25 protein-coding genes are annotated in these 24,857 nt (G+C 62.6%); 23 read left to right on the forward strand and 2 right to left on the reverse strand.

The genetic code is table 11. The features are described from left to right. Window positions 1–61: 61 nt before the first annotated feature. The gene (locus VGH98_11575) at window positions 62–670 is read right to left on the reverse strand and encodes a hypothetical protein (protein HEY2376605.1); all 609 of its coding nucleotides are present in this window, start codon (window positions 668–670) and stop codon (window positions 62–64) included. Window positions 671–1,084: 414 nt separating this feature from the next. On the opposite strand from VGH98_11575, the gene VGH98_11580 reads away from it, so the two are divergent. The 3 genes from VGH98_11580 (at window position 1,085) to VGH98_11590 (ending at window position 5,343) form a co-directional block, all read left to right on the forward strand. Further along, entirely contained in the window at window positions 1,085–2,893 is a 1,809-nt protein-coding gene (locus tag VGH98_11580; protein ID HEY2376606.1) for an amidase, read from the forward strand. Between the two features lie 378 nt (window positions 2,894–3,271). After that, window positions 3,272–4,537, forward strand: coding sequence for a histidine kinase (locus tag VGH98_11585; protein ID HEY2376607.1), 1,266 nt, complete (start codon window positions 3,272–3,274; stop codon window positions 4,535–4,537). Then, a complete protein-coding gene (locus VGH98_11590; protein ID HEY2376608.1) occupies window positions 4,534–5,343 on the forward strand; it encodes a LytTR family DNA-binding domain-containing protein in 810 nt (269 codons plus the stop codon). Before VGH98_11585 ends, VGH98_11590 begins: the two co-directional genes overlap by 4 nt. 5 nt (window positions 5,344–5,348) lie before the next feature. On the opposite strand, the gene VGH98_11595 is transcribed toward VGH98_11590, so the two are convergent. Next, the gene (locus tag VGH98_11595) at window positions 5,349–6,320 is read right to left on the reverse strand and encodes a TIGR01777 family oxidoreductase (GenBank protein HEY2376609.1); all 972 of its coding nucleotides are present in this window, start codon (window positions 6,318–6,320) and stop codon (window positions 5,349–5,351) included. A gap of 436 nt (window positions 6,321–6,756) precedes the next feature. Between VGH98_11595 and VGH98_11600 the strand changes: the two genes are divergently transcribed. The 20 genes from VGH98_11600 (at window position 6,757) to VGH98_11695 (ending at window position 24,691) form a co-directional block, all read left to right on the forward strand. Further along, window positions 6,757–8,169: a sigma-54 dependent transcriptional regulator gene (locus tag VGH98_11600; protein ID HEY2376610.1), complete on the forward strand. Its 1,413-nt coding sequence runs from the start codon at window positions 6,757–6,759 to the stop codon at window positions 8,167–8,169. Between the two features lie 354 nt (window positions 8,170–8,523). Then, on the forward strand, window positions 8,524–9,276 hold the full coding sequence (locus VGH98_11605; protein HEY2376611.1) for a FliA/WhiG family RNA polymerase sigma factor: 753 nt from the start codon (window positions 8,524–8,526) through the stop codon (window positions 9,274–9,276). 261 nt (window positions 9,277–9,537) lie between these two features. Next, the gene (locus VGH98_11610; protein ID HEY2376612.1) at window positions 9,538–10,110 is read left to right on the forward strand and encodes a hypothetical protein; all 573 of its coding nucleotides are present in this window, start codon (window positions 9,538–9,540) and stop codon (window positions 10,108–10,110) included. A 1-nt stretch (window position 10,111) separates the two neighbouring features. Beyond that, the gene (locus VGH98_11615; protein HEY2376613.1) at window positions 10,112–10,633 is read left to right on the forward strand and encodes a hypothetical protein; all 522 of its coding nucleotides are present in this window, start codon (window positions 10,112–10,114) and stop codon (window positions 10,631–10,633) included. 40 nt (window positions 10,634–10,673) lie between these two features. Next, window positions 10,674–11,219: a Rieske (2Fe-2S) protein gene (locus VGH98_11620; protein HEY2376614.1), complete on the forward strand. Its 546-nt coding sequence runs from the start codon at window positions 10,674–10,676 to the stop codon at window positions 11,217–11,219. A 12-nt stretch (window positions 11,220–11,231) separates the two neighbouring features. Then, window positions 11,232–11,690 carry a Rieske 2Fe-2S domain-containing protein gene (locus VGH98_11625; GenBank protein HEY2376615.1) on the forward strand — a complete coding sequence of 153 codons (459 nt, stop codon included), beginning with the start codon at window positions 11,232–11,234 and terminating at the stop codon, window positions 11,688–11,690. Window positions 11,691–11,816: 126 nt separating this feature from the next. Beyond that, entirely contained in the window at window positions 11,817–12,470 is a 654-nt protein-coding gene (locus VGH98_11630) for a deoxynucleoside kinase (GenBank protein ID HEY2376616.1), read from the forward strand. Between the two features lie 186 nt (window positions 12,471–12,656). Next, complete coding sequence (locus VGH98_11635) at window positions 12,657–13,463, forward strand: GvpL/GvpF family gas vesicle protein (GenBank protein ID HEY2376617.1); 807 nt, start codon at window positions 12,657–12,659, stop codon at window positions 13,461–13,463. Window positions 13,464–13,471: 8 nt separating this feature from the next. After that, the gene (locus VGH98_11640) at window positions 13,472–13,783 is read left to right on the forward strand and encodes a gas vesicle protein GvpG (protein HEY2376618.1); all 312 of its coding nucleotides are present in this window, start codon (window positions 13,472–13,474) and stop codon (window positions 13,781–13,783) included. Then, window positions 13,780–15,777 carry an ArsA family ATPase gene (locus tag VGH98_11645; GenBank protein HEY2376619.1) on the forward strand — a complete coding sequence of 666 codons (1,998 nt, stop codon included), beginning with the start codon at window positions 13,780–13,782 and terminating at the stop codon, window positions 15,775–15,777. Before VGH98_11640 ends, VGH98_11645 begins: the two co-directional genes overlap by 4 nt. A gap of 27 nt (window positions 15,778–15,804) precedes the next feature. Continuing rightward, window positions 15,805–16,644: a GvpL/GvpF family gas vesicle protein gene (locus VGH98_11650; protein ID HEY2376620.1), complete on the forward strand. Its 840-nt coding sequence runs from the start codon at window positions 15,805–15,807 to the stop codon at window positions 16,642–16,644. Then, window positions 16,628–16,882: a gas vesicle protein GvpJ gene (gvpJ, locus tag VGH98_11655; GenBank protein ID HEY2376621.1), complete on the forward strand. Its 255-nt coding sequence runs from the start codon at window positions 16,628–16,630 to the stop codon at window positions 16,880–16,882. Before VGH98_11650 ends, gvpJ begins: the two co-directional genes overlap by 17 nt. Continuing rightward, window positions 16,839–17,549 carry a GvpL/GvpF family gas vesicle protein gene (locus VGH98_11660; protein ID HEY2376622.1) on the forward strand — a complete coding sequence of 237 codons (711 nt, stop codon included), beginning with the start codon at window positions 16,839–16,841 and terminating at the stop codon, window positions 17,547–17,549. The genes gvpJ and VGH98_11660 overlap by 44 nt, the downstream gene beginning before the upstream one ends. Before the next feature lie 41 nt (window positions 17,550–17,590). Beyond that, the gene (locus tag VGH98_11665; protein HEY2376623.1) at window positions 17,591–17,965 is read left to right on the forward strand and encodes a gas vesicle protein K; all 375 of its coding nucleotides are present in this window, start codon (window positions 17,591–17,593) and stop codon (window positions 17,963–17,965) included. 74 nt (window positions 17,966–18,039) lie between these two features. Next, window positions 18,040–18,357: a gas vesicle protein gene (locus VGH98_11670; protein HEY2376624.1), complete on the forward strand. Its 318-nt coding sequence runs from the start codon at window positions 18,040–18,042 to the stop codon at window positions 18,355–18,357. Between the two features lie 91 nt (window positions 18,358–18,448). Continuing rightward, window positions 18,449–18,751 carry a gas vesicle structural protein GvpA gene (gene gvpA / locus VGH98_11675; protein ID HEY2376625.1) on the forward strand — a complete coding sequence of 101 codons (303 nt, stop codon included), beginning with the start codon at window positions 18,449–18,451 and terminating at the stop codon, window positions 18,749–18,751. Beyond that, window positions 18,732–21,008, forward strand: coding sequence for an ATP-binding protein (locus VGH98_11680; GenBank protein ID HEY2376626.1), 2,277 nt, complete (start codon window positions 18,732–18,734; stop codon window positions 21,006–21,008). The genes gvpA and VGH98_11680 overlap by 20 nt, the downstream gene beginning before the upstream one ends. A gap of 79 nt (window positions 21,009–21,087) precedes the next feature. Next, window positions 21,088–22,851, forward strand: coding sequence for a HAMP domain-containing sensor histidine kinase (locus VGH98_11685; GenBank protein ID HEY2376627.1), 1,764 nt, complete (start codon window positions 21,088–21,090; stop codon window positions 22,849–22,851). Next, window positions 22,848–23,654: a response regulator transcription factor gene (locus VGH98_11690; GenBank protein HEY2376628.1), complete on the forward strand. Its 807-nt coding sequence runs from the start codon at window positions 22,848–22,850 to the stop codon at window positions 23,652–23,654. The genes VGH98_11685 and VGH98_11690 overlap by 4 nt, the downstream gene beginning before the upstream one ends. A gap of 167 nt (window positions 23,655–23,821) precedes the next feature. After that, window positions 23,822–24,691, forward strand: a complete 870-nt coding sequence (locus tag VGH98_11695) for a glycine zipper domain-containing protein (GenBank protein ID HEY2376629.1) — start codon at window positions 23,822–23,824, stop codon at window positions 24,689–24,691. Window positions 24,692–24,857: the final 166 nt, after the last annotated feature.

Below are 24,857 nucleotides of genomic sequence, written 5' to 3' on the forward strand. Positions count from 1 at the left end.
CGAGGCGAAATGAAGACTACCGGCAGTTACCCCTCGCCGGTGAAAAGAAATGAGAAAGTGCTCAAACCAGACGGACGATACAACGATTGCGTTCGGCATCTACCTCGTCGATACGCACCGGATCCCCAGCGCGCACGCGAATTCCTGACTCCTTATCTTCGCGGCGCAGCGTGCCTAGCAACTGCACGATCTGACCGTCCAGCTCGAGGGCCACGAGTCCATTGCCCTGCGCGTCGAAGCTCGTTGCCGCACGTGCCTCGTCGCCAATGCAACTCTCCAGTGTTAAGGCCGGCGCCGATTCGAAGCGAAACAGGAAATTCCAAAACGGCCTGGTAATACCGAACTCGAAGACAATACCGCCCGCCACCGATACAGGAAGGAGAAGCGCACCCGGTAGCATCGACTGAAGGATCAGACCAACGGCGCCGAATCCCACGAGGATGCTGAAAATCGGCCGTGGAGACAACAGAGCCCAGAGCGCACGGGTTCCGCCGCCACGCGTCGATCCCCCACGGAAGCCATCACGGATCCCTCCCGCATGATGGCCGACGTGTGAGCTCTGCGAGGCGTGAGCTCCGTGATGCCCTCCGACGGCGTGGGCGAAACCACTCAATGCCATGATGCTCAGACCGGCGGCACCGAGGGCGAGTGAGAATTCGTAAATGGTCATGTTGGTGGGTCGTTGGTGGCTGGTGATCGTACTGACCATCAGCCACCAACCACCGGCTACGGTTTGGCAAGTTGTATCAGTGGCGTGGCCGAGCCGCTGACTTGCGGCATCTGGCCATTCCAGCGCTTCGCCATCTCGTATTGTACTAGCGTGCCGTGAGGCTGCGCGAGAGAAGTCTCGTCATGACGAGTCGCGCGAGGCGGCAGTTTCAGTTGACGAGACGGGACTCACAGAGGACCGCGTGCATCCCAAGGCGCGTCACGAGCTTGCGACGCGCGTGATGTTTAACGTCCATTGTTATGTTTGCTTTCGATTGCAAGCCTGTGCAGCCATCGGGCGGACTTGCTTTGCGTTCTCCTCCATCGTAGCTCTTGCCCACGACGTGCTGTCGTGACGCCCCCTCCGACCTCACAAATGATGACGCAATCAACGACTTACGACCGACGCGCCTTCATGGCGTACTTCGGCTCGATCGGCCTCGGCTCGACCCTGCTCCCCGGCGTGCTCTGGGCACGACTACAGCAGGAACAAGAACCCGAGATCTCGAAGGAGATGATCGCCTCCGCCGAACAAATCGCCGGAATTCATTTGACCGACGACGAGCGCGCCGACATCACCCGTGGACTTCAGCAAACTCGTACCGCCATCGAGGCGCTGCACAAGGCGCCGCTCGATATGTCCGTCTTCCCGGCGATCGTGTTCGATCCGGTGCCGCCAGGTGAGAAGCTTTCAGCGAAGGTACACTCCGCACCGGTGCGCTCGCGCAAACCCGTCATGGCGCGGCCGGGAAACCTCGACGAGCTGGCGTTCGCGCCGGTGACGCAGCTCTCCGAGCTCGTTCGCACGCGCAAAGTGAAGCCGAGCGAGCTGACCGAGATGTACCTCGCGCGACTCAAGCGCTTCGACACACAGCTCCATTGTGTCATCACGCTCACCGAAGATCGTGCACGCGCCCAGGCGAAAGCGGCCGACGACGACATCGCCCGCGGCAAGTATCGTGGTCCGCTGCACGGAATTCCCTGGGGCGCGAAGGACCTGCTCGCGGTGAAGGGCTACCCGACGACGTGGGGAGCCGGTTTGTACAAGAACCAGACCTTCGATTACGATGCGACAGTCGTTAGGCGACTCGACGACGCGGGCGCCATTCTCCTCGCCAAGCTGACGCTTGGCGCGCTCGCGCAGGGCGACCGTTGGTATGCCGAGCGCACGCGCAATCCGTGGAATCCGGAGACGGGCTCCAGTGGCTCCTCCGCCGGTCCGGCATCCGCAACCGCGGCGGGATTGGTAGGCTTTTCGATCGGGTCCGAGACCAATGGCTCCATCACCTCGCCGTCGCGAACATGCGGACTGAGTGGCTTCCGTCCGACCTTCGGCCGCGTACCACGCACGGGAGCGATGGCGCTCTCCTGGACGATGGACAAGCTTGGTCCGATCTGCCGCAGCGCTGAAGATTGCGCACTCGTGTTCGACGCCATCCAGGGACCGGATGGTCTCGACTACTCGGTGAAGAACTATCCATTCAACTGGAACGCGAACCTCAAACCGTCGCAGCTACGCATCGCCTACATCAAATCGCACTTCGAGGGGGCGCGGCAGGATGGAACGCCGTTCCGCAACGAGGAGGCGCTGAACGTACTCAAAGTGCTCGAATCGTTAGGCGTGAAGCTCACGCCCATCGACGAGCCCACGCCGAACTCTGGCTTCCTGGCCCAGCTCACGCTCAATGCCGAGTGCGGCGCCGCCTTCGAGGCCGACACGCTCAACGGCAAGATCAGCGAGCTCGAGCCGTACAGCACCTGGCCCAACACGTTCAGGGCCGCTCAGTTCCTGCCGGCGGTGGATTATGTGAACGCTCAACGCGCGCGCACGAAGCTCTGCAAGGACTGGTGGGATTTGTTCCAGACTCACGACGTGATTCTCACGCCGCGCGAGAACACCTCCGTGACGAACATCACCGGTACGCCATCGATCGTCGTACCGACGGGATTCGCGGTGCCGCAGCCGGGAGGGTTTGGGGGCGGTCGCGGGGGTCCGCCACCCCTCACGCACAACGATTCGTTGCGCGCCGAGACGTTGCGGCCGCCTCCGCCGTCGAAGACGCCCCTTCCTACGTGGATCTACATCATGGGTCCGATTTACCAGGATGAGAAAATACTCGCCGTCGCCCACGCGTTTCAGAGCGCAACGGACTTTCATCTGAAGCGACCACCGTCTTTCGCCTGACGGATCTCGTTGTCATAGACCCCCTCGGCGAGATCGACTTCGCCGGGGGTTTGTCGTTTGGCCTGGTCCGCATAACGAATGACCGGCGCTCATGTGGCACATGCGATCGCGTCAACGAGCAGCGAATGACGCGCACACGCTGTCCGCGGCTGGGAATCCACTGTTCGAATCCGGACAGTAGACCGAGTTGCTTACAAAAGTCAGACAGCACGCCTGCAACGCTTCGCGAGATTACCCTGTCAAACTGGTGTCAGCGCGGCAGAATTCAGCCGCAGAAGTGCGAAACTTGGGACGCGTCGTCACGGTACGGTAATGATCGATTGATGATCGATCGATCGCATAAAGCCCACGCTGATTCTTTCGACCTGCAGAGGTTCGATGTTCCTCACGGGCGCGGCTGGCAGACGATCTCGAAGCGGGCACGAGCTACGGCGGGTTCCTCCGCCGACCACGCCCGCAACACTGGCTGATGGACTCGCGAAGACCGGAGAATATTCGATCTTCGGACTGACTCGGGCCGGAGAGCCCCCGATCAGCCGCGAACGCCGCGCGAGTTTCGCGCTGATCATCTTCGCCATCGCAACCATCATCGCCGTTCTCTACTCGCTCGAACGGTATTTCTATCGGCGATTGCTCGGGCAAGAGGTTTCGCTGGGTCAGCTTGTCCCCGCCGAGCTTGTTTTCACGTATCTGTGGGCACTGTTGACCCCACTCGTGATGTGGACGGGCCGTCGCTTCCCGGTGTGGGGAACGCATCACGGCAGCGACGGGCGCACCACCCTTCGCAATTGGATCTTTCAGCTCGTCGCCGTCGTCTCGTTCGTCATTCTGCACGTCGCCCTGTTCACGGCGGCGTCGTTGCTCCTTGGCGATGTGTCGACGGCCATTCCACTCTCCCGGCTATTCACCGGCTATCTGGCGTCGTGGTTCACGCTCGACTCCATCGTTTATTGTACGCTGCTCGCCGTGTACCACGCGCTGGTGTACTACCGCGTCTCGCAAGACCGCGCCCTGCGCGCCTCACAGCTCGAGGCGCGGCTGGCCCAGGCGCAGTTGCAGGTGCTTCGCATGCAGCTGCAGCCACACTTTCTGTTCAACACGCTGCATACGATCTCGGCGCTGATGCACAAGGACGTGAAACGGGCCGACTCCATGATCGCAGCATTGAGCGATTTGCTGCGCATGTCGTTGCGAAGCGTTGGCGTCCAGGAGGTGGAGCTGCGCGAGGAAATCGACTTCCTCCAGCGATACCTCGAGATCATGAGTCTGCGATTCGGCGATCGCCTAACGGTGACGCTTGATATCGAAGCGGAAGTCCTCGACGCGCGCGTGCCGACGCTCGTGTTGCAGCCATTGGTCGAGAATGCGCTCCGTCACGGATTCGGCGACGGTATGCGGGCCGGCCACGTACGCGTGAAGGTGGCACCGGACGGGGATATGCTGCATTGCGAGGTCGTCGACAATGGACGCGGCATTCCGCTGTCGGGCCCTCGCGAAGGCGTGGGCATCAGTAACACCCGCGCACGATTGCGCCACCTGTACGGCGAACGGTTCTCTCTCGAGCTCCTGGCGAACCCGGGCGGCGGTGCCCGCGTGTCGCTCGCAATTCCATATCATTCCCTCGAACGGACGGCGGCCGATTGATTACCGATCTCAACAAAATCCGCGTCGCGATCGTCGACGACGAAGAGCTCGCGCGTGAGCGCATGCGCGCACTACTCTCGGAGCACAACGACATCGAAGTCGTTGCCGAGTGCGCCGACGGCGCCGAGGCACTGCGCGCCATCGACGACAAGAATCCTGATCTCGTTTTTCTCGACGTTCAAATGCCCGACGTCGATGGATTCGAGGTCGTCGAGGCGCTCGAGCGCGGCGATCCCGAGGCGCCTCAAGGCACTGGCGTCAAGGCGCCAGCAATCGTGTTCGTCACCGCACACGACGATCACGCCCTCAAGGCTTTCGAGATCCACGCGCTCGACTTTCTTCTCAAGCCTTTCGACGAAGCACGATTCGAGAAGACGCTCTCGCGTGCACGACGGCACGTGCGACAGTCGCGCGACACGGTCGATGCTCGCCTGTTGGCCCTACTCGAGGATCTGCGTACCGAACGTCGTGGACAGCGACACTCCGATCGCCTGATCGTCAAATCGGGCGGTCGCGTGTTCTTCCTGAGGACCGAAGAGATCGACTGGGTCGAGGCAGCGGGCAACTACGTTCGTCTGCATGCGCGTAGCGAATCGCATCTGCTCCGTGAAAGCATGAAGAACATGGAAGGTCGTCTCGATCCGAACACGTTCGTGCGGATCCATCGTTCGGCCATCGTGAACATCGATCGCGTAAAAGAGCTCGAGCCCTGGTTCCACGGTGAGTACATCGTCATCATGCGCGACGGCACCCGATTGACGGCAAGTCGCGTGTACTCGGATCGGCTGAGCGCGCTAATCGAGTAGAGTGGCTAGACCTGAGGCGCTAGGGGCTGTGATTTCGCTGGACTGGCCCCTAACGCCAGCTCCTGTCGCAGCGACTGCTCGAGCGTGGGATGAGCGAATTCGAAACCCGCCTTCACCAGACGACGGGGGTGGACGCGCTGGCTGCCGAGTAAGGTCTCACGCCCCATCTCGCCGAAGACGAGACTGATCGCGCTCGCAGGAACGGGAAGGAGTGTCGGCCGACCGAGGACGCGCGCTAGGGTCGTCACGAAGTCCGCGTTAGGCACGGGGTTGGGCGCGACGAGATTGACCGGACCCGCAACGTCGGCGGCGAGCGCGAATTCAACGGCAGCAATCCAGTCCTCGAGTCCGATCCAACTCATCCACTGAGTCCCCAATCCGATTCGCCCGCCAATCCCAAGCTTGAAGGGCAGAAGCAGCTTCGCGAGCGCACCGCCGCTGGGATTCAGCACAATGCCCGTGCGTATGAGCACGACCCGAATTCCGGCCAGGCGGGCCGGTTCCGTCGATTGCTCCCACGCAGAGGCAACGTCGGCGAGGAACCCCGTTCCGATCGCGCTCTCCTCGTCGAGCTCCTCGTCGCCACGATCGCCGTAGACCCCAATCGCGGATCCGCTGACGAATACTGTCGGCGGATGCTCGAGGCGCGCGATCGCGTTCGCAAGGACCGTTGTCGATGTGACTCGGCTGTCGCGAATCTCTCGTTTCCGCCTGTGTGTCCAGCGTCGGGCGATCTGCGCGCCGGCGAGATTCACGATCGCGTCGACACCGTTCAGTGCGGCGATGTCGATCTCTCCCTTATCCGGTCGCCATGAGACGTCGGGAGGAGTAGCGCGCTCGCTTCGACGGAGGCGTTGAACGGTCATGCCCTCTCGCTGCAGTTGCGCGGCGAGCGCGGCGCCCAGGAACCCAGAGGCTCCGCTGATGGCAATGCGCCGAGTCGACTGGTCTGGCTCGCGACGGTGCGAATACGTCATGGCCGTAAGCTATTACGGCCAGACTCTGCTACCGCGAGCTAATACTCCGACAACGAGTCACTCTGGACGATGCGGCGAGCAAGCTCAGTCGCTACTCGGGGCGAAGCGTAGTATCCGACAAGCACTCGGCGCCGGATGAGCTCGAGCCTGATCGGAAGAGTGTCGTTCCCTTCCGTGCCGCCTGTGGCAGGCGACCATTGGGCCCCGTGGCTGAAGGTCTCGTCCACGTCCGCAGTGATAAAGGGCGAGAAGCCTATCGTCATCGCAACCTCATAGCTACAGTATCGGGAGCGGCCGCGGATTCTTTAGAGCGTTCTCGGCCGCCTCGTCCTTTCACCGGACCGTAGGTGAACAGTGACGTTTCTGCATCAGGTATCCGAGTATCGGCGGGGATTGCTCCCGCGCCAGTGAGAGGACCAGTCGTTCCGGGACGACGATGGCGACGATTCTGTACGTCGATGATGACCCGACTATCGGTCTGCTGCTCGAGGACACACTCCTCCGCGCGGGGCACAAGGCCATCGGGGCGCGCAGCGTACCGCAGGCACTACAAGCTCTCTCGTATGGCGACATCGAGCTGATCATTTCGGATTTCAAGATGCCCGGAATGACGGGTCTCGAGCTCCTCGCGCATCTTCGCGATGAGGGCTATGAAATCCCACTCGTCATGGTGACGGGATACGCCTCGATCGAGCACGCCGTGCAGGCCATCAAGGCAGGGGCCGCCGATTACATAACGAAACCCGTCCGGCCCGAACAGCTCGAGCACGCGGTGACCAAAGCTCTGCAAGTGGCTCGACTGCGAAGAGAGAACAACGTCCTGCGGCACGAAGTGATGGCGCTACGCAACGAGCGGCAGATCATCGGCGAGAGCGCAGTTATGCGGCGTCTGTTGCAAACAGTTGCGACGGCGGCGCCCACTCGAGCCACCGTGCTCCTCCAGGGAGAGTCGGGAACTGGCAAGGAGCTCGTAGCCCGGGCAATCCACGACCAGAGCGAGCGAGCGGAAGGTCCGTTCATCAAGCTGAATTGCGCTGCGCTGCCTGAGGGACTCGTCGAAAGTGCGCTCTTCGGTCACGAGCGCGGGGCATTCACCGGCGCTATCAAGCGCGTGGCCGGTGCATTCGAGCGCGCACACGGTGGAACGCTGCTGCTCGACGAGATCTCCGAGATGCGGCTCGATCTTCAGGCAAAGCTTCTGCGCGTTTTGCAGGAGCAGGAGTTCGAGCGCGTCGGAGGGACATCATCGATCAAGGTCGACGTCCGCATCATCGCAACCACGAACCGCGATCTCGCCACGGAAGCCGAAGCCGGCCGCTTTCGCCGCGATCTCTTTTTCCGCCTCAGCGTGATTCCAATCGAAATACCGCCGCTTCGTCAGCGTTCCGAGGATGTTCCGCTTCTGGCCTATCGGTTCGCCGCGCACTCGGCGACCGAGACGAAGAAGGAGTTTGCGGGAATCTCATTGGATGCGCTGGCCCTGCTGCAGCGATACGACTGGCCGGGAAATGTGCGGGAGCTGCAGCACGCGATCGAACGAGCAGTCATTCTGGCAAGCGGGCCGATGCTACTGCCGACGCACTTCGAGGGTCAGCGATTCGGTCTCATACAAAAAGCGAGCTCCGCTCGAGAGGTGGGGCTTCGGATCCACGCGTTGGAGACCAACGGCTCTGACCCCAGTGATCTCGAGCGAGTCGTACTGAACTCATTCGACCTCGGCGCGGCCGAGACGCAGTTGATCGTCCGAGCGCTCGAGGCGACAGAGGGGAATCGCACGCGCGCGGCCGAATTGCTGGGGCTGAGCGTGCGTACCTTGAGAAACAAACTGAATGCGCTGCCGAGGAGCTGACCCGTCGAGAACCCGAACAGCTGCTCTAGAAGAGCGAGTTCGGGGGCGGGCGCTGTCGCGCCCGTTTTTTCCTTCAGGACCCAGGATAACCAACACTACCCGGCAATTTCTGCCGTAGGGAAAATTCTGCCTAGTTTACGCCGCACGACGTACGTTCGGCGGAGAGCTGCAACTGGTGGCTCTGGCAGCGATCGCAAGTTGTTGACTTACAGTTGATTAGTCGCACTCATGCCAACCGAAGCCGCGTTAGCCTTGGCGGCAAGAATCGCCGGTCTAATAGTGGAGCACGGTTTGCCTTTAGAGGCGCGGACGATCGAGACGGGCCCTTCCCCTCCGTTCACGAGGATCTCCGCGATGTCTCCCTCCCTCTCTTATTCTCTCCGGCTGTCGAGCCAAACCGCCGACGCAAGCGTGTCGGTGCTGACCGAACAGCACGTGGGTCTCGTGCACCATGTCGCGCGTCAGCTCTCACGGCGCCTGCACGACAAGGTCGACCTCGATGAGCTCGTGAGTGCCGGCGCGGTAGGGCTGATGCAGGCGGCGGCGAGCTATGAACCCGCACGAGGTCTCACGTTCAGCACCTACGCTGTTCCGCGCATCCGTGGCTCGATGCTGGACGAGTTGCGACGACACGACTTCATGTCGCGCGGCGCGCGCCGCAAGGCGCGATCGATAACCGCAGCGCGCGAGGCACTCCTCCATCGATTGGGTCGAGAGGCCAAGTCGTCGGAAGTCGCGATGGAACTCAACGTCAGCGTCGACACGCTGCGTCAGTGGGAGATGGACGTCGACGGCGCAATCGAAGTGTCGCTCGACGTCGCACCACGCGCGCTCCGTGACGAGGGACAGCTCACCGCCGCGGGCGCGATCGCGGACGAGAGCGCACCGGGCGCGGATGAGCGCCTTGGCCAGGAGGAGGAGGTCGCACTGCTTGGCCTGGCGATTCGCGGGCTGCGACCGCAGGAGCGCACTGTGTTGGCGCTCTACTTCTACGAGGAGCTCACGCTTCAGGAGATCGCGCGAGTTCTGGGACTATCTGCGTCGCGGATCTCGCAGATTAGGGGCGAAGCGCTCACTAAGCTTCGCGTTCAGATGAGAGCAGATTGATGCTGAAGCGCAGGACTAGCTTCCCCGCGACCGAAAATCCCGCCGCTGGCTGACGACGCAATCAAGTGAGGCGCAGCTGACACCGACGCGCGAACGACAGACGCCGTCGCTCAGTTGCGCTTTGCATTCGCTGCGTCTCAATCGATTGCGCTCTCCGGCAGTTGCCAATCACTCCGCCAGTTCCACGTATTGCCGGGAACGCCACCTACTCGTCCGGGGTTGGTGGTTCCGTCTACCGCATCGTCCAGTACAGGATCGTACATGCTGCTCGTACATGTCTTGCCGTTTGTCGTGAGTGTCGTCGTCGGGGCTTCGGATTCGACGTTGGCGCGAGATACGTCGTTGACGTTTCTCGTGCCCCCGTTAGTTGTCGCGGACACGCCGCGCGTTCGTCCGCGAGCGATTGAAATCAGCGATTGGTACGGGCGTCGCCTGACCATTCATCGCACGCTCAGCTACACCGTGATCCCAATCTTCGCCGCACAGTGGTTCGCCGGCGAGCGGATTTACAAGCACGGAAACGAGGCTCCTGACTGGGCGAAGACGACGCATCGCGCTGGAGCGACCGCACTCGCGGGTATCTTCACAGTCAATACAGTCACTGGACTGTGGAATCTCTGGGACTCGCGAAGTACTCCGAACGGTCGCGCGCTGCGATACTTTCACGCGTTGACGATGCTCGTGGCGGACGCGGGCTTCACCTACGCGGGTGTGAAGCTGTCGAAGGACGCCGAGACGGACTTCAACAAGCGACGCGAGCACCGCACGATCGCGATCTCATCGATGGCGGTGACGGTTGTGAGTGCGTTGGCGATGAAGCTGTATAACAAGTAGCATGCTCCTGGAATCAGCCGCCGCGCCAACGACCGTGGCACTCGCGCGCCTGTTCGAACCGTGGGCGCATCTCTACGCCGATTCGAAGTTGATCGCGACCGTGGTGACCTTTGGCCACATCGCCTCGCTGCTCATGGCCGGCGGATTGGCGGTTGCGACGGACCGTGCGACGCTGCGTGCGTTGCGCCTCGCCGCCGCCGAACGCGGACGGCATCTCCTGGAGCTGTCTGGCGTCCACCAGCTCGTCGTTGGCGGCCTCGTGCTCTCGGTCTCAACGGGGCTGCTGTTGTTCGCCTCCGATGTGGAAACCTTTCTGCGTTCGTGGGTCTTCTGGTTGAAAATGGGAATGATCTGTGTGCTGCTCGGAAACGGATTCGCGATGACTCGCGCCGAAAAGGCGCTCCGCGCAGACGCGGCCGAGAGCTCGCCAGCGTGGACGCGTCTGCGTCGGACGGCGCTCACGAGCGTTGCGCTGTGGTACGCCATCACCCTCGCCGGCGTCGCGTTGGCCAATATTGCCTAGCGCCGCCCTGGCACGTCCGATACGATCGGCAGGAGCATCGATGAATCGTCGTGATGTGAAAGATGAGCAGAGTATGAATTCGTGCACCGAGTGTCCATTGGGCGAGGTTCTGGAGCGCCGCCGCTTTCTGCGCGACGCCGCGCTGGCTGCGGTGGGTATCTTCGCCGCGCTTGGCGCCGTCACCTCCGACGCGCGTGCGCTGCCGGTGCGTTTCGCGTCCTCGTTGCCGGTGTCGGCGCGTGCCGACGAGCGCACATATCCGATACCTAACGAGGACGGCGCCATGATCGACCGGGAGGAATCGTTGATCGTCGTGCGCTGGCAGGGAACGGTCTACGTCTTCTCGCTCGCGTGTCCGCATCAGAACACGGCGCTCAAATGGGAGCAGCGCGAAGCGCAGTTCCAGTGCCCCAAGCATCACTCAAAGTATCGCCCAGACGGCTCCTTCATCGAGGGACGTGCAACCCGCGGCATGGATCGATTCGCGGTACGCCGCAACGGCGACAACGTCGTGGTCGATCTCGACAAACTGTATCAACAGGACAAGGACGCCGCGGAGTGGAAAGGGGCGTTCATTCAGGCTTGACGAAGGAGCCTCATGTCGTGTGCGAATTGTTTAAGTAGGCGCGCGTTTCTGGCGAAGGGCGCGGCGGCGGCGGCGGCCGCCGCACTCGTCGCAGGGTGCGGCAACGGCGTGTTCGGTCCACCCCTGCCGTCGCACTCCGCCGGCGGCGTCCCCTCGGGCACGCTGACGATCAAGGTTTCTGATCACACTGAGCTCGCCTCCGTCGGCACGCTCGTGCAGTTCGGCGAACGCGCCGTCAAGCGAGTCGACACAATGTCGTTCTTTGCGTTGTCGCTGATCTGCACTCATCAAGGGTGCGACACAGCCGTGCAGCCGACGAACATCATCGAATGCCCCTGTCATCATTCGCGTTTCAACCCTGACGGGACGGTGATCAATGGGCCGGACAACTCCGCGCCCACATCGATCAACCCGCTCGCGACGATCCCCACCTCGTATAACCCTCAAACCGACGAGTTGACGATCGGCTAGCCCGTCCTCACGCCACGCGCGAAAAAGTGTGACGCGCGGTGTTGCTTCGGAGAGCAAGAAGGGGCAGTGTTCGCGTCCCCTCGCGCTCGCCGGTCTCCTTCCGTTCCCCACCGCCCCTCGTCAGACATGCTCCTCGGCGTTGCCGGGATGGTCGGAACCGGAAAGACGACCCTTTCCCGAGCACTAGCAGCCAGATTCGGCCTTCAGCTCGCGCTCGAGAGTGTCGACGCAACCAACCCATGGCTCGAGCACTTCTACGGCGAGCCCGAGGGCATGCGCACGTACGGGTTGCATCTCCAGCTTCACTTTCTTGCCTCGCGCTTCGCAGCTATGCGGCGCATCCGCAGCGCGGGCGGTGGCTGGGTGCTCGACCGGACCTGGTACGAAGATGCTGAAGTGTTTGCGCGTGGCTTGTACGAGCAACGATTGATGACGGCGGCCGAGTGGGACCTCTACGCTCGGCTCTATGGCGAGCTCCTACACTCGCCCGCAGCTCGGCCGCCGCGGCTGCTCGTGTACCTCCATGCGCCCCTGTCTACGGTTCTCGACCGCATCGCCGATCGTGGGCGTCCGAAGGAGCGCGATACGAGCGTCGAATACTGGACGGCACTGCACACGCGGTACGCTGACTGGATTGCGGGTTTCCATCGCTGTCCCGTCCTCGCAATCGATGTTCGCGAGTACGACATCATCGCGGATCCGACGGCGATCGATGACATCGCTATGCAAGTGCGTGAGGGACTGGAGGGCGAGATTCCGCAATTCGAGCTCAGTGTCTAACGAGAATACAGAGTCACGCTGGTATGACAGCAAGTCTCATCAGGAAGGTGACGAAGGACACTGGGCGTTGCTTCCCGTTGGCCGAAGTTTGTACTCGCCCATATATTCTCCCGACCTTGCGGCAGGGTCGGCTCAGGATCGGCCAGCGCCCTGCTTGACGTACAAGCATCCCAGTGCCAGCGAATCATGGCTGATTTGCAAACCTCCCCGACGGACGTTGTAACCGCCGGCGTCGCACCCGACGTCGGTAAATACGTGTACTGCATCATTCGCAGCGATCGCCTGCGTGAGTTCGGGGCGATCGGGATCGGTGGTGGACAGCGCGTATACACGGTGGCCTTTCACGATCTCGCGGCGGTCGTGAGCGATACTCCGATCGTCATCTACGATCCGACGCGCGAGAACGTACTCGCTCACGAGTTCGTGAACGAGACCGTGATGAAAGAGCACACCGTGATTCCCATGTCTTTCGGCACGGTGTTTCGATCGGAAGACGACGTTACCGAACTACTGCGCTCGACCTATCAAGCGTTCAGCGATGTTCTCAGCAAGATGCAGGACAAGATCGAGTTCGGGCTGAAAGTGTTGTGGGACCGAGAGAAGGTCATCGCCAACATCGAGCGAGAGAACGACGAGATCCGAAGGTTGAAGGACGAGATCAGTCGACACACCGCATCATCGACATACTTCGCTCGCATGCAGCTCGGCCGCCTGATCGACTCCGCACTCGAGGAAATCGGCCAACGCTACGTGAACGACATTCACGATCAGATCAAGCCCGTTGCCGTCGCAAGCCGCAGCAACAAGCCGATCGGCGATCGAATGATCCTCAACGCGGCGTTCCTCGTCGATCGAGCGCAGGAGTTTGCCTTCGACGAGCGCGTAAAGGAGACGAGCCGAAAGTACGAGGAGTTGTTGACGTTCAAGTACTCGGGCCCTTGGCCCCCGTACAACTTTGTGAATATCAAGCTGAAGTTAGAGAAGGCGGACTGACCTCCCGCATGGGGCTGCTCTCGAACATCCTTTTCTTTCCCGTTACCGGCCCCGTTGCGGGTGTCCGGTGGGCGTTAGGAAAGGTTCAGGCCGTTGTGGAGGAGGAGTTGACGGACGACTCGGCCGTGAAGCAGCAGCTCATGGAACTGCAGATGCTGGTCGAGCTCGGAGACATCGACGATGCCGAGTACGTGCGGCGCGAAGCGGCACTGATGCAGCGACTGCGCGAAGTGCGCGAGTGGCGTGAGCGTCTGGGAAAGGGCGTCTCGGGAGGCCCGGTTCGCGTCGCGCGCGACGAGGACGAAGGCGCAAAGGGGTGAGCGCTGATCGAGCGCCGAGCCGTCCCGCGATAGACGAATTTCTCGAGAGACTGCCCGGCCTCGCCCTCATCGTCGGTAAAGGCGGAGTCGGAAAGACCACATGCGCAATTGGTATTGCCGCACGGCTTGCCGCCGCAGGGAACCGGACCCTCCTCGTCGCCACGGATCCCGCCGGTTCACTCGGTCCCGCCCTCGAAACGACGCTCGTCCCTGGAGAAGCCAGCGCTGTCCTCGGCGCGAATGGGCTGTCGGCGATGCAACTCGATCCGGCTTCCGCACGGGCAGCGTTTCTCCAGCGGTGGCGAGAGGTCTTGGTCACGATCATCGATCGTGGGACCTACCTCGACTCGGAGGAGATCCGAGGTCTCGTCGACACATCATTTCCCGGCGCAGACGAGATCTTCGGTCTGCTCGTTCTGACGCAGCTGTTGAGCGCCGACGCGCCGCAACGATGGAGTCGATTCGCTGTCGATACGGCGCCGACCGGGCACACGCTTCGTCTCCTCGCGCTGCCTGACACCTTCGCCGCGATGATTTCGCTGCTCGATTCGATGCAGGCGAAGCATCGGTTCATGGTGAGCGCGCTGACGCACCGTTACCGACGGGACGCGGCGGACGACTTTCTGGACGAGATGCGGCGCACGCTTGGCGAATTGCGAGAAGCGTTAGGCAATTCGGAACGAGCGGGCGCGGTGCTGGTGACGCGGTCGGAGCGCGTCGTCGTGAACGAAACGGTGCGATATGCACAGGCGCTGCGGGGGCTCGGGATCTCTATTGTCGCGGTTGTCGTGGACTCGATGGAGGGAGCGATTTCAGAGGATGCGGTCGCGATGGCAGAGCTGTCGGAGATCGCGCCGGCGGGTGGTTTGTTCGGGCTGCCGCGCGTCGAGCCGCCGCCGATCGGCCTGAGGGCGTGTTCGTTAGCGTTAGGCGCGCTGACTCCGCTTGGAGTGGCTGCCGGCCGTCGGAAATCGATGGTGGGTGCGAGAGAACGCTTTCGGAACGAACATCGATCGAAGGTAGATTCGAAGGCGGGGGGGCCCCCCAGCGCCGGGCCCGACAGCGCCGGCCAGAGGAAACGCATCCTCCGCCTGCTGCGCACTCTCACAATTGTCGGCGGCAAGGGGGGTGTCGGTAAGACGACAGTCTCCTGTGCCCTCGCAATCATCTCCGCTCTCGAAGGCGCCAAGGGAGTTGACGACACACTGCTCGTCTCGACGGATCCCGCGCCATCCATCGGTGACGCTCTTGGAATCACTGGCACGCCCTGGGCACACAAAGGGCCGGAGTCCCTGAACACTGCACCCGGGCTACATGTATGGCAAATGGATGCCGGGAGCGGCTTCGACGAGCTCCGTGATCGCTATCGCCATCGTGTCGACAGCTTCTTCGATGCAATTACCGGCGGCAGCGTCGATATCGCACACGATCGCGCCATTCTACGTGACCTGTTGTCGCTCGCTCCACCTGGCATCGATGAGCTCTACGCGCTCGCGTCACTGGGTGAGTTGCTCGAAGCAGGACGCTACGCCCGCGTCATTATCGATCCCGCTCCTACGGGACACTTGATGCGGCTCCTCGAGTTGCCGTCACTGGCTCTCGAATGGAGTCATCGCTTGATGCGTCTCATCATGAAGTACAGAGAAGTCGCTGGACTGGTAGACGCGGCGCAGGATCTCGTGACCTTCAGTCGACGGACGCGCACACTGGATCGATTGCTCCACGATTCGACAAGAGCCGGCGCCGTGCTGGTCTCGCTCGACGAGCCAGCGGTGACCGCCGAGACACAGCGATTGTCGGCGGCACTTGGCGCAACGGGAATCGCGATCCTTGGGGAAGTTCGCAATCGTGTGGCTGCGAGCTCCCATACCTCAGTGGCTCCGGAGCAATTGGCACGCGTGGTTTTCTTCGCTCCCGAGATGGATCCACCTCCGATTGGCGTTGCCGCGATTCGCGACTGGTGCGAACGTTGGCAGCGAGAAGATTCGCGTTAAGGCTCGAGTTCCCTTTTCTCAAATCTGATGGCGCGTCCCTCCCCATCTTTCTCGGATATCTGGTACGTCTATGGCGTCGTTCCTGCAGCGTTCGACGTGACCCGCGCGCCGACTGGCTTGGACGACACCGATGTCGAGCTGTGTGCTGACGGCGATCTCGCGGCGCTGGTGTCGCGACTCGACGGAGAGCAATATGCGCCGGCAGCCGTCGAGCATGCGACGGAAGACGTGGAATGGCTCGCGCCGCGAGCGGTTGCGCACGACCGCGTGTTGATCTGGGCGAGCGACCAGGGTCCGGTGGTGCCGCTTCCGCTCTTCTCTCTGTTCAGTGGTGCACCGGCAGTTCAAAAGATGCTGATCGAACGAGGGTCACAACTCTCGTCGGCGCTGGACCGCGCCGGGTCTGGACGTGAGTACGCGTTGCGCGTCTATCGCATCGACTCCGAGCTCGCGAAGTCGGCAGTGGATTTCAGTCCGCGACTTGCCGAGCTGCGCGACGCCGCGGCGGCGGCCACGCCCGGTCAGCGATACCTCATCGAGCGCAAGCTCGAAACGGAACGGAAGCAGGAGCTCCTCGCCATCGGCGCCAGGGTCGCCCGCGATATCGTCGCCGCGCTCCGACCCGTCGCTGTGGGCTCGACCGAGACTCGTATCCCGCCTCGCGCCAGTCATGGCGGTGCGGAGGCGGCGCTGATCCTCGATGCCGCGTTTCTGGTCGCCGCGGGCGAGCTGGAACGGTTCCAGCGAGTGCTTACCGATCTTGTCAGCCGTCACTCGTCCCGGGGGTTTCGGTTCGACTTTACCGGTCCATGGCCGCTATATCACTTCGTTCAAAGCCAGCCCGCATCCAGTGACGACGACGCCTAACGACTCGGACGACGATGAGCTGTCCGACCGCCAGCTCGCGCTTGGCGATTTGCTCAATCGCGTTCTCGACAAGGGCGTCGTCATTTCGGGCCACGTGACGATCTCGATTGCCGACATCGATTTGCTGGCGTTGGATCTCAAGCTCATCCTGACTTCCGTGCAAACGGCGCTCGAGCGCTACGATTCCGCAGAGCATGGCGACGTATCTCTACTGCGTTCTGGCTCCGCCAAAGACTGAGGATTTTCCCACCGGCCTGACCGGGATCGCCGGTGCAGCCGTCCGTGCAATCACCACACGCGCGGGCGCGGGCCTCGAGGCATGGGTGGCGACTGTCGACGAATCGAAACTCCGCGCGAGCGGCAGCGCGCTCGCGCGGCTCGCGCTGCTGCATAACGAGGTGATCGAGGCCGCGCTGGCGACGCGGCGCACACCGCTCCCGACTCGCTTCGGTTCCTGCTTCGCTGACGACGAGGCTTGCCTCGCCGACCTCTCGGCGCGTGAGGACGAGTTATTTGAGCGCTTGGAGCGAGTCGCCGACGCGATCGAGATGTCGGTGCTTCTCGTCCCGATCGAAGGTGCGGTTCCATGGCCGGCCGCCCTTCCACGGGGGGAGGAACCTTCTGCAGGTCGACGCTACCTCGAGGTAGTGCGCGAGCGTACACGAGCCGCGGACGAACGTCGCGCGGCCGCTGATGCCCTGACCGATCGCGTAACGGTCGCGGTGTCGGAGGTCGCCAGGGATGAGCGCCGGTCCCTTTCCAAAGAACCGGTTGCGATTGCGCATCTCGTGCGGCGGGCAGATCTCGAGCACTATCGACGGGCGCTCGCTGGCGTGAATGCGGGTCCGTCGCTCAGAATCGTCGTCGCGGGACCGCGCGCGCCGTATAGTTTTGCGTCAGATTAGCATGGCGTGCGCTCGGCATGATTCTGGCAGCCCGAACCGCAATGAGTGAACGCGACGATCCCCTCGCCGCGCCGAAGGAACCAAGCGGCCACAATGCGATAGGTCCGGCTTCCTCTCCGGATCTAGCGCTGGAAGCGCTTGCTCGTGCATTGCCTGACCGCATCAACGCCGACCCAGAACACGTCGAAAACGGCCTTGCGCGACTCGTGCTGACCGTGATAGAACTGCTGCGGGAAATTCTCGAGCATCAAGCCATCCGTCGCATGGATGGCGGCACGTTGTCGGACGAACAAGTCGAACGTCTCGGGCTCTCGCTCCTGAAGCTCAACGAGCGAATGGGGGAGCTCAAGACGACATTCGGACTCACCGACGAGGATCTGAATATCGACCTCGGGCCGTTGGGCCGACTTCGTTAATGACGAGAGGGCCGCGCGAGCTCACTGGCGCGTTCATCTCGACCGAGGAGAACTCGACTCACGAGGATCGCTGATTGCCCGAGTTCGTTAATCCATCTCGCTCGCACGGCCTGGTAGACATTCTCGACCGCGTCCTTGACAAGGGCCTGGTCGTCGCCGGCGATATCAAAATCAATCTCGCGAATGTCGAGCTGCTGACGATTCAGGTGCGGCTCCTTGTCTGCTCCATCGATAAGGCCGAACAAATCGGTCTGAACTGGTGGCGTAGCGATCCGCGCCTCACGACTGGCTCGCCTTACGCCGCCCTGCGACCCGGGCAGCTCGAGGAACGTCTCGATCGGATCGAGCGTACGCTCGAAGGACTCGCGAAGAAGAGAGGATCGAAGGGGTGAGGCGTTGCCGCCGAACCCGAACACTCTCAAACGAACCGAGAATTGCGTTACCAACCCCCCGCTCGTCATCTAGCCCCCAACCCTCTCCTCCATGGCCGTCGAACGCACGCCTAGCGGCAGTTCACTCATTGATGTTCTCGACCGTGTACTGGACAAAGGCATCGTCATCGACGCGTGGGTACGCGTCTCGCTCGTCGGCATCGACCTGGTGACGGTCGAGGCTCGTATCGTCGTGGCATCGATCGACACGTACCTCAAGTACTCGGAGGCAGTCGGCATCACGTCGCCCGTATCCCGTCCGCGTGAGCTTGGGGCGAGCGAGATGTCGGAGCTCGAACGCGTGCAGCGTGAGAACGCGGAGCTGAGACGTCGGCTTGAACAGCAGAACGCGTGAGCTCGAAGGATTGATCGGCGCGACGGAAGTCGCCGATCGGACGGTGGCGAGCGTTTTGTCGGCGCTCGCCGAGGCACCCGATTTCTCTTCGGCCGCGTCGTTTCTCCTCGCGCAGGTGCTCGACCTTGCAGACGTAGAACGCGGGCACATGCTGCGCCTCGATACGGCGCAGGAGTCGTTGATTTCAGTCTCGAGCATCGGCTACGACTCGCCGCCTCACGCGGCGATCTCGATTGGCGATCTCTCGAATCCGCTTGTGATTTGCGCGCTCACCCTTGCGCCAGTCACCGGTGGCGGCCGGTCGAGCATTCGTGCCTTCGTTTCGATGGCTCGCTGGACCGCGCTGCCGATGCCGCAAGCGCGAGTGCGCGGGTCGCTGCCCGTGATGTCGCTCCCGCACGCTCAAGAGATTGTGGGAGAAGGCGAGGTCCGACTGCTCGCGTCCGTCGAACGGCGCCTCGCAAGTGCGCCGGGCGGCGTGATCGTCATCGACGGTGCCGTTTCCGAGCGCGTCATCGGATCGGTGACCACGCTCGTTATGCTGGCAGGCCCGATCATCGCTCGCCTCGCCTCGCTGCAGGAATCGCGCGACTCGATCGAGCGACTCTCGCAGCAGCGCGATCGTCTCACGTTGATGGTCGATTCGCTTCCCGATCCGGTCGTCATCACCAACGCCACGAACGACATCATTGCTCAGAATTCGCGCGCGGAGCGACTGCTCAACGGGAAGGACGGCGATTCGAGCGGTCGCCGCCGCGCGATCGAGCTGAATAACCTGCTGTTCACGTCGTTTCTGGCGAAGGCGGTGATGACGGGCGGCCAGGCCAGTGGACCGCGCGAGTTGAATCTCGTCGACCCGGACGAAGGAAATGATCTCCTGTTCGAAGTACTGGCACACCCGCTGAGCGAACGCGTCGGACCCGACGACGCCGTTCTCTCGGTCTTGCGCGACGTCACGGACCTGCGACGCGCTTCCAACGAGCTCGAACGACAGGTACAACGCGTTCGGCTCGCCGAGATGAAAGCCTCGTCGGAGCGCGACCGACTGAATCTGATTCTCGAGAACGTCGCCGATCCCATTCTCGTAACCGACGAGCGCGCGAACATCATCCTGATGAATGATCAGGCAGAGCAGTTGTTCCAGGCGAGCGAGATCCAACAGCGCAGTCGGAGACAACTGCAAGCGGTTCGCGGCAACGACACGAAGTTCACGTCATTCATCTCCGACTTCGCGCTGCTCGACGCGCGCGCGCGGCGCGAGCGCATCGCGCTCGTCCATCCGCTCACCGGCAGCCAGCTGCCCGTGGAAGTGGTTTCCGGGAAGATTCTCAACGAGCGCGGCGAGCCGATCGCCATCGTCTCCGTGCTGCACGATCGCACCAAGGAGGTCGAGATCGAGCGGCTTTATGAAACGCTCAAGACGATGAACAGCGAGCTCGAGGAGCGGATCAGAGCGGCGACCGCCGATCTCGCGGAACAAAACGCGCGACTCCAATGGCAGTCACAGGAGGTCGAGCGCGCCAATCGGCTGAAGTCGGAGTTTCTCGCAAGCATGTCGCACGAGCTCCGCACGCCGATCAACGCTCTCATCGGCTACTCGGCACTTCTCATCGACGGCGTGCTCGGCGACATCAATGACCGCCAGCGCGACGCACTGCGCCGCAGCCGCGCGGCCGCCGAGCACCTGCTCGCGCTGATCAACGACATCCTCGATCTCGCGAAGATCGAAGCCGGGAAGATGCCGTTACACCTCGAGGACGTCGAGCTCCGCGACGTCATTGCGGAGGTCGCGCAGCAGATCGAACCGATGGTCCGCAAGAAGAGCCTGGAGTTCGTCGTCGACATCGGGCTCGAATGTCCAGCGCTGCATACCGATCGGACGAAGGTGCGTCAGGTATTGCTCAACTTGTTGTCGAACGCGGTGAAGTTCACGAACAAGGGACGCGTTGCCGTCGTTGCACGCTGCGCCGACACTGGCGACGGCGTGCGCATCGATGTCGTCGACACCGGCATCGGCATTCGCGAGAAGGATCTCCAGGCGATCTGGGAAGATTTCCGCCAGGTCGACCAATCACGCACGCGCGAGTTCGGCGGAACGGGACTCGGGTTGAGCATCACGCGAAAGTTGCTCGACCGTCTCGGCGGCACGGTTAGCGTGCGGAGCAATTACGGCGACGGGAGCGTTTTTTCCGTGATGCTCCCGCAGCGAACGCCGTCATCGGCAGGAGAGGAATTGGTCATCGGCCGGTCGGTCTGAGGCAGGCCTGACAATTTGCTGACAGGTACGCCGGACGCCGGATCGCATATTTCGGGGCGACTTTCCGTTCGGTCTGTCCGTGACTCGTGTGACGCGTATGCCTAACGTTTTCTCGCGATCGTCTGGCCGTGCACGTCGTGGCGTGCCGACCCTGGCCATTTTGCTCGCCGCCTTGGCGGTCGTGTCGGCGCTGGTATTTCAGGCCTTCCGCGCCGAACAGGACCAGCGCGCGACGGCGTCGCGGGCGCTCCACGAATACGCAGGCTTCGCCGCCTGGGAATTCGCGTCGAATATGAAGGAGGAGATGTGGCTCTCGATGACGGAGCTGCTGCGTCCCGCGGAGCAGCTCGATCCGCCGCAGCCAGGTGCTGACCTTCCATCTCCCGGTATTCTCGTCGCACAGAATCGCCACATTGAGCATTGCAACGACTGCGCGGCGCCGATCCCCGCGTCGTACTACTTCCGGCTCGATTTGAACGACAGCGCGCTGACGACGGTTCTCAGCGATGGCAATGTCGCGCGCGAGCCGGAGCGCCTCGAACGATCCTGGCTGCGCGATACGATCACGCGCCACGCCATCCGCGTGTTCAAGATGAACTGGCGCGTTGCCACTGTCGTCGGTGAGGTCGACGGACGCCGCCTAACGGTGTCGTACACGGTCGTTCGCGATACGCTGGGCCGACCAGTTGCCGCGTTCGGCGTCGTGAGCGAATCGAAACGGTATGTCGCCGCCTTTGCGGCGAATCTCGCCAAATGGGAACTGCTCCCGCCATCACTGGCCAAGCAGGCCGGTGACGACCATCTGGTGGCAATCACCGTCCGAGACGAAAAAAACAACGTTCTGTACCGATCACCGTGGCAGTTCGGCGATCAGTACAGCGCGGAGTACGAGCAACAGAAGAACGTCGCCGGATTCTCCGTCGAGGCATCACTCAAGCCGGGAGTCGCTGGAAGGCTCATCCTCGGCGACTCTTATCGATTTCCCGTTCTCCTCGCGCTGCTCGTGATCACGGCTGCTCTCGTCGCAATTGCCTTCCGGCAGTTGCGACGCGAGGCAGCGCTGGCTCGGCTCCGAGCCGACTTCGTGTCGAGCGTCTCGCACGAGCTACGGACGCCGCTCGCACAGATCCGCATGTTCGCCGAGCTGCTGCGCATGGGATGGATTCGCTCGACGCAGGAGCATACGCGTTCGCTCGACATCATCGATCAGGAAGCCCGGCGCCTCGGCCATCTCGTCGACAAGGTGCTTTGCTTCGACCGTCTCGAGCGTGGTGAGAATACGCTTATGCCCGAGCAGACGGAGCTCGCGCCGCTCGTTCGGGAAGTGCTCGAGGCGTTCGCGCCGCTCGCGAACGCGCGGCACGTGCAAGTGAGCGTGCGGCTCGACGACGACGTCGTCGCGGAGGTGGATCGCGGCGCGATGCGTCAGGTCCTCATCAATCTGCTCGACAACGCTGTGAAGTACGGGCCGTCCGGTCAGACCATTTCCGTGGGACTCGAGCGTGTCGGCGACGGTCGCTCGGCGCGGATGTGGGTCGAGGATGAGGGACCGGGAATTCCCCCGTCCGAACGCGAGCGGATCTGGGAGCCATTCCACCGTCTCGACCGAGATGCCAATTCCGCCATCGCGGGCAGCGGAATTGGCTTAGCGCTCGTGCTCAACTTGACCGCCGCGCACGGCGGCCGTGTTTTCGTCGACGAAGGCGCTACCGCCGGTTCGCGCTTCACCATCGAGATCCCCTGCGCAGCGCAGCCGTACTCGCGCACGCCGGCGGCCGCCACCGTCTCGAGCGCCTCCGCCTCATACAGCGGCGTCGCAGAGCATCTCGTCACCAGACAATGAGCATTTTCGTACGAGGTGCAGACGTCCGGCGCGAGCGCATTTTATCTCGCGACGATTCCTCCTTCGCCCCGCAGATGGCCGACGCGCGACCGAATGCTCAGTTTGGTTCGACGGTGCTGGTCGTCGAGGACAATCCGGACCTCGCCTACGGCCTCCGCAACAGTCTCGAGATCGCCGGCTACACCGTCGCTGTTGCCGAGGATGGATTCTCGGGCGTCGAGCAGGCGCGAGAGCTCGATCCAGATCTCATCGTGCTCGATCTGATGCTCCCCGGGATGGATGGCTACCGCGTCCTGCGGACGCTTCGCGATGAGGGACGCGCCGTGCCGGTTCTCATTCTCACGGCGCGCGGCGAGGAGGCGGACAAGGTTCTGGGCTTTCGCCTCGGCGCGGACGATTATGTCACGAAACCCTTCGGCGTGCTCGAGCTGCTCGCACGCATCGAGGCGTTGATCCGGCGGACACGACATTGGCGAGGTGTGGCGACCGCGCCGGCGACGCCGGTCATCGAGCGCTTCGGCGACGTCGAGGTCGACGTCAGTGCTCGGACGGTGCGACGTCTCGGTGAGCGTGTCGAGCTTACCCCGAAGGAGTTCGATCTGTTGATCGCTCTTCTCCGCCGTCAGGGTCGGGTTACGAGCCGGAACGAGCTGCTGCGGGCCGTTTGGGGCTACAGCGCGTCGGTCGTGAGTCGAACTGTCGACACGCACGTCGCCGAGCTGCGACGCAAACTGGAGCCCGACGCGGCAGAGCCGAGGCACATCCTCACCGTGTGGAAAGTCGGGTACAAGTTCCAGCCGTAAAGAAAGCTGAGCGCTTCGCGTCACAGCGAACTAGCGCTCTTCGCGCGTGTAATAAGGGATCGTTGCGGTAGTTGTGTCATTCCAGGTAGCGCCGCGATGAAGAGATCTCTCCGATCGCTGGCCGGAGTGACGGCACTGACCCTTAAGCACGTAGCGGAGAAATTCCTTTGCTCGTTTCCAGAATTCCATCACGCCAGACAGTAGCGGTGATTCTGTGTGTGGTCGGCGGAATTACGGCCTGCTCGGATCAGAAGCGCAACGCATCGGCAGACTCGGACCTTTCGCGCGATCTCCAGCTCGCAGGGCAAGTAGCCGCGCAGCCTCAGCCGACTTTTCAGGACACGGCGCTGAGTCCGCGGACCGCGCCCATCCGGGCGTCTGCACCGGCAAAGACGCCCACGCCGACGCGCACGGCTCGCAGAGAACGGATGTCGCCGGCTCAGACGCCGTTGGACGCGACACCGCATGCTCAGGTTGCGGCACCACTTCCGGCCCCTGGCCCAGCGCCGGCGGCCACGCCAACGCGTCAGATCGGCTCGGGCACGGGCATCGACATGACATCCGGCGGCCGAGTTTGCACCGAGACCAACCGGCCGGGCGATAAGATCGTTGCTACGGTCGACTCGCCAGTGAACGGCACAAACGGCGCTGTCATTCCGGCGGGCTCGAAGGTCGTGTTAGAGGTCGCTTCGGTAACGCCAGGCGATCAGGCCCAGATTCTCTTCCGAGTGCGTTCGGTATACGTCAACGACTCGTCGTACAGCATTGCCGGCGACGTTTCGCCGAGCACGCCTTTGGAGCGCGTGAAAGTCCCGAATCCGGACGCCAATGCGGATAAGAAGAAGGTCATTGGCGGCGCGATTGCGGGCGCGATTCTCGGTCAGATAATCGGCCACAATACCAAGGGCACTGTGATCGGCGCCGCGACAGGAGCGGCGGCCGGCGCCGTCGCCGCGAAGGCGACGGAAAAATACGAGTCCTGTCTGCCAGCCGGTGCATCGTTGCACATGACTTTGGCGCAGGCAGTGGTGATGTAGTTGGTGGCTGGTGGTTGGTCGTGGGCGGTTGGTGGCTGGTGGTTGGTCGTGGGAGGTTGGTCCCTGGGTGGTTGCTGGCCGTTAGTTCCTAACCACCAACGACCAAGCACCAGCCACCAACGTCATCACGAGACACGACGACGTTCCATTTTTCCTAGCGCGGAAG

It is taken from the genome of Gemmatimonadaceae bacterium (assembly GCA_036496605.1).
In the GTDB taxonomy this organism is placed as follows: Bacteria; Gemmatimonadota; Gemmatimonadetes; order Gemmatimonadales; family Gemmatimonadaceae; genus AG2.

Excerpts from the sequence above, each read along its gene's own strand:
- VGH98_11575 (HEY2376605.1), bottom strand. The coding sequence starts at position 670 with ATGACCATTTACGAATTCTCACTCGCCCTCGGTGCCGCCGGTCTGAGC.
- VGH98_11580 (HEY2376606.1), top strand. The coding sequence starts at position 1,085 with ATGATGACGCAATCAACGACTTACGACCGACGCGCCTTCATGGCGTAC.
- VGH98_11585 (HEY2376607.1), top strand. The coding sequence starts at position 3,272 with ATGTTCCTCACGGGCGCGGCTGGCAGACGATCTCGAAGCGGGCACGAG.
- VGH98_11595 (HEY2376609.1), bottom strand. The coding sequence starts at position 6,320 with ATGACGTATTCGCACCGTCGCGAGCCAGACCAGTCGACTCGGCGCATT.
- VGH98_11600 (HEY2376610.1), top strand. The coding sequence starts at position 6,757 with ATGGCGACGATTCTGTACGTCGATGATGACCCGACTATCGGTCTGCTG.
- VGH98_11605 (HEY2376611.1), top strand. The coding sequence starts at position 8,524 with ATGTCTCCCTCCCTCTCTTATTCTCTCCGGCTGTCGAGCCAAACCGCC.
- VGH98_11610 (HEY2376612.1), top strand. The coding sequence starts at position 9,538 with ATGCTGCTCGTACATGTCTTGCCGTTTGTCGTGAGTGTCGTCGTCGGG.
- VGH98_11615 (HEY2376613.1), top strand. The coding sequence starts at position 10,112 with ATGCTCCTGGAATCAGCCGCCGCGCCAACGACCGTGGCACTCGCGCGC.
- VGH98_11620 (HEY2376614.1), top strand. The coding sequence starts at position 10,674 with ATGAATCGTCGTGATGTGAAAGATGAGCAGAGTATGAATTCGTGCACC.
- VGH98_11625 (HEY2376615.1), top strand. The coding sequence starts at position 11,232 with ATGTCGTGTGCGAATTGTTTAAGTAGGCGCGCGTTTCTGGCGAAGGGC.
- VGH98_11630 (HEY2376616.1), top strand. The coding sequence starts at position 11,817 with ATGCTCCTCGGCGTTGCCGGGATGGTCGGAACCGGAAAGACGACCCTT.
- VGH98_11635 (HEY2376617.1), top strand. The coding sequence starts at position 12,657 with ATGGCTGATTTGCAAACCTCCCCGACGGACGTTGTAACCGCCGGCGTC.
- VGH98_11640 (HEY2376618.1), top strand. The coding sequence starts at position 13,472 with ATGGGGCTGCTCTCGAACATCCTTTTCTTTCCCGTTACCGGCCCCGTT.
- VGH98_11650 (HEY2376620.1), top strand. The coding sequence starts at position 15,805 with ATGGCGCGTCCCTCCCCATCTTTCTCGGATATCTGGTACGTCTATGGC.
- VGH98_11660 (HEY2376622.1), top strand. The coding sequence starts at position 16,839 with ATGGCGACGTATCTCTACTGCGTTCTGGCTCCGCCAAAGACTGAGGAT.
- VGH98_11665 (HEY2376623.1), top strand. The coding sequence starts at position 17,591 with ATGAGTGAACGCGACGATCCCCTCGCCGCGCCGAAGGAACCAAGCGGC.
- gvpA (HEY2376625.1), top strand. The coding sequence starts at position 18,449 with ATGGCCGTCGAACGCACGCCTAGCGGCAGTTCACTCATTGATGTTCTC.
- VGH98_11690 (HEY2376628.1), top strand. The coding sequence starts at position 22,848 with ATGAGCATTTTCGTACGAGGTGCAGACGTCCGGCGCGAGCGCATTTTA.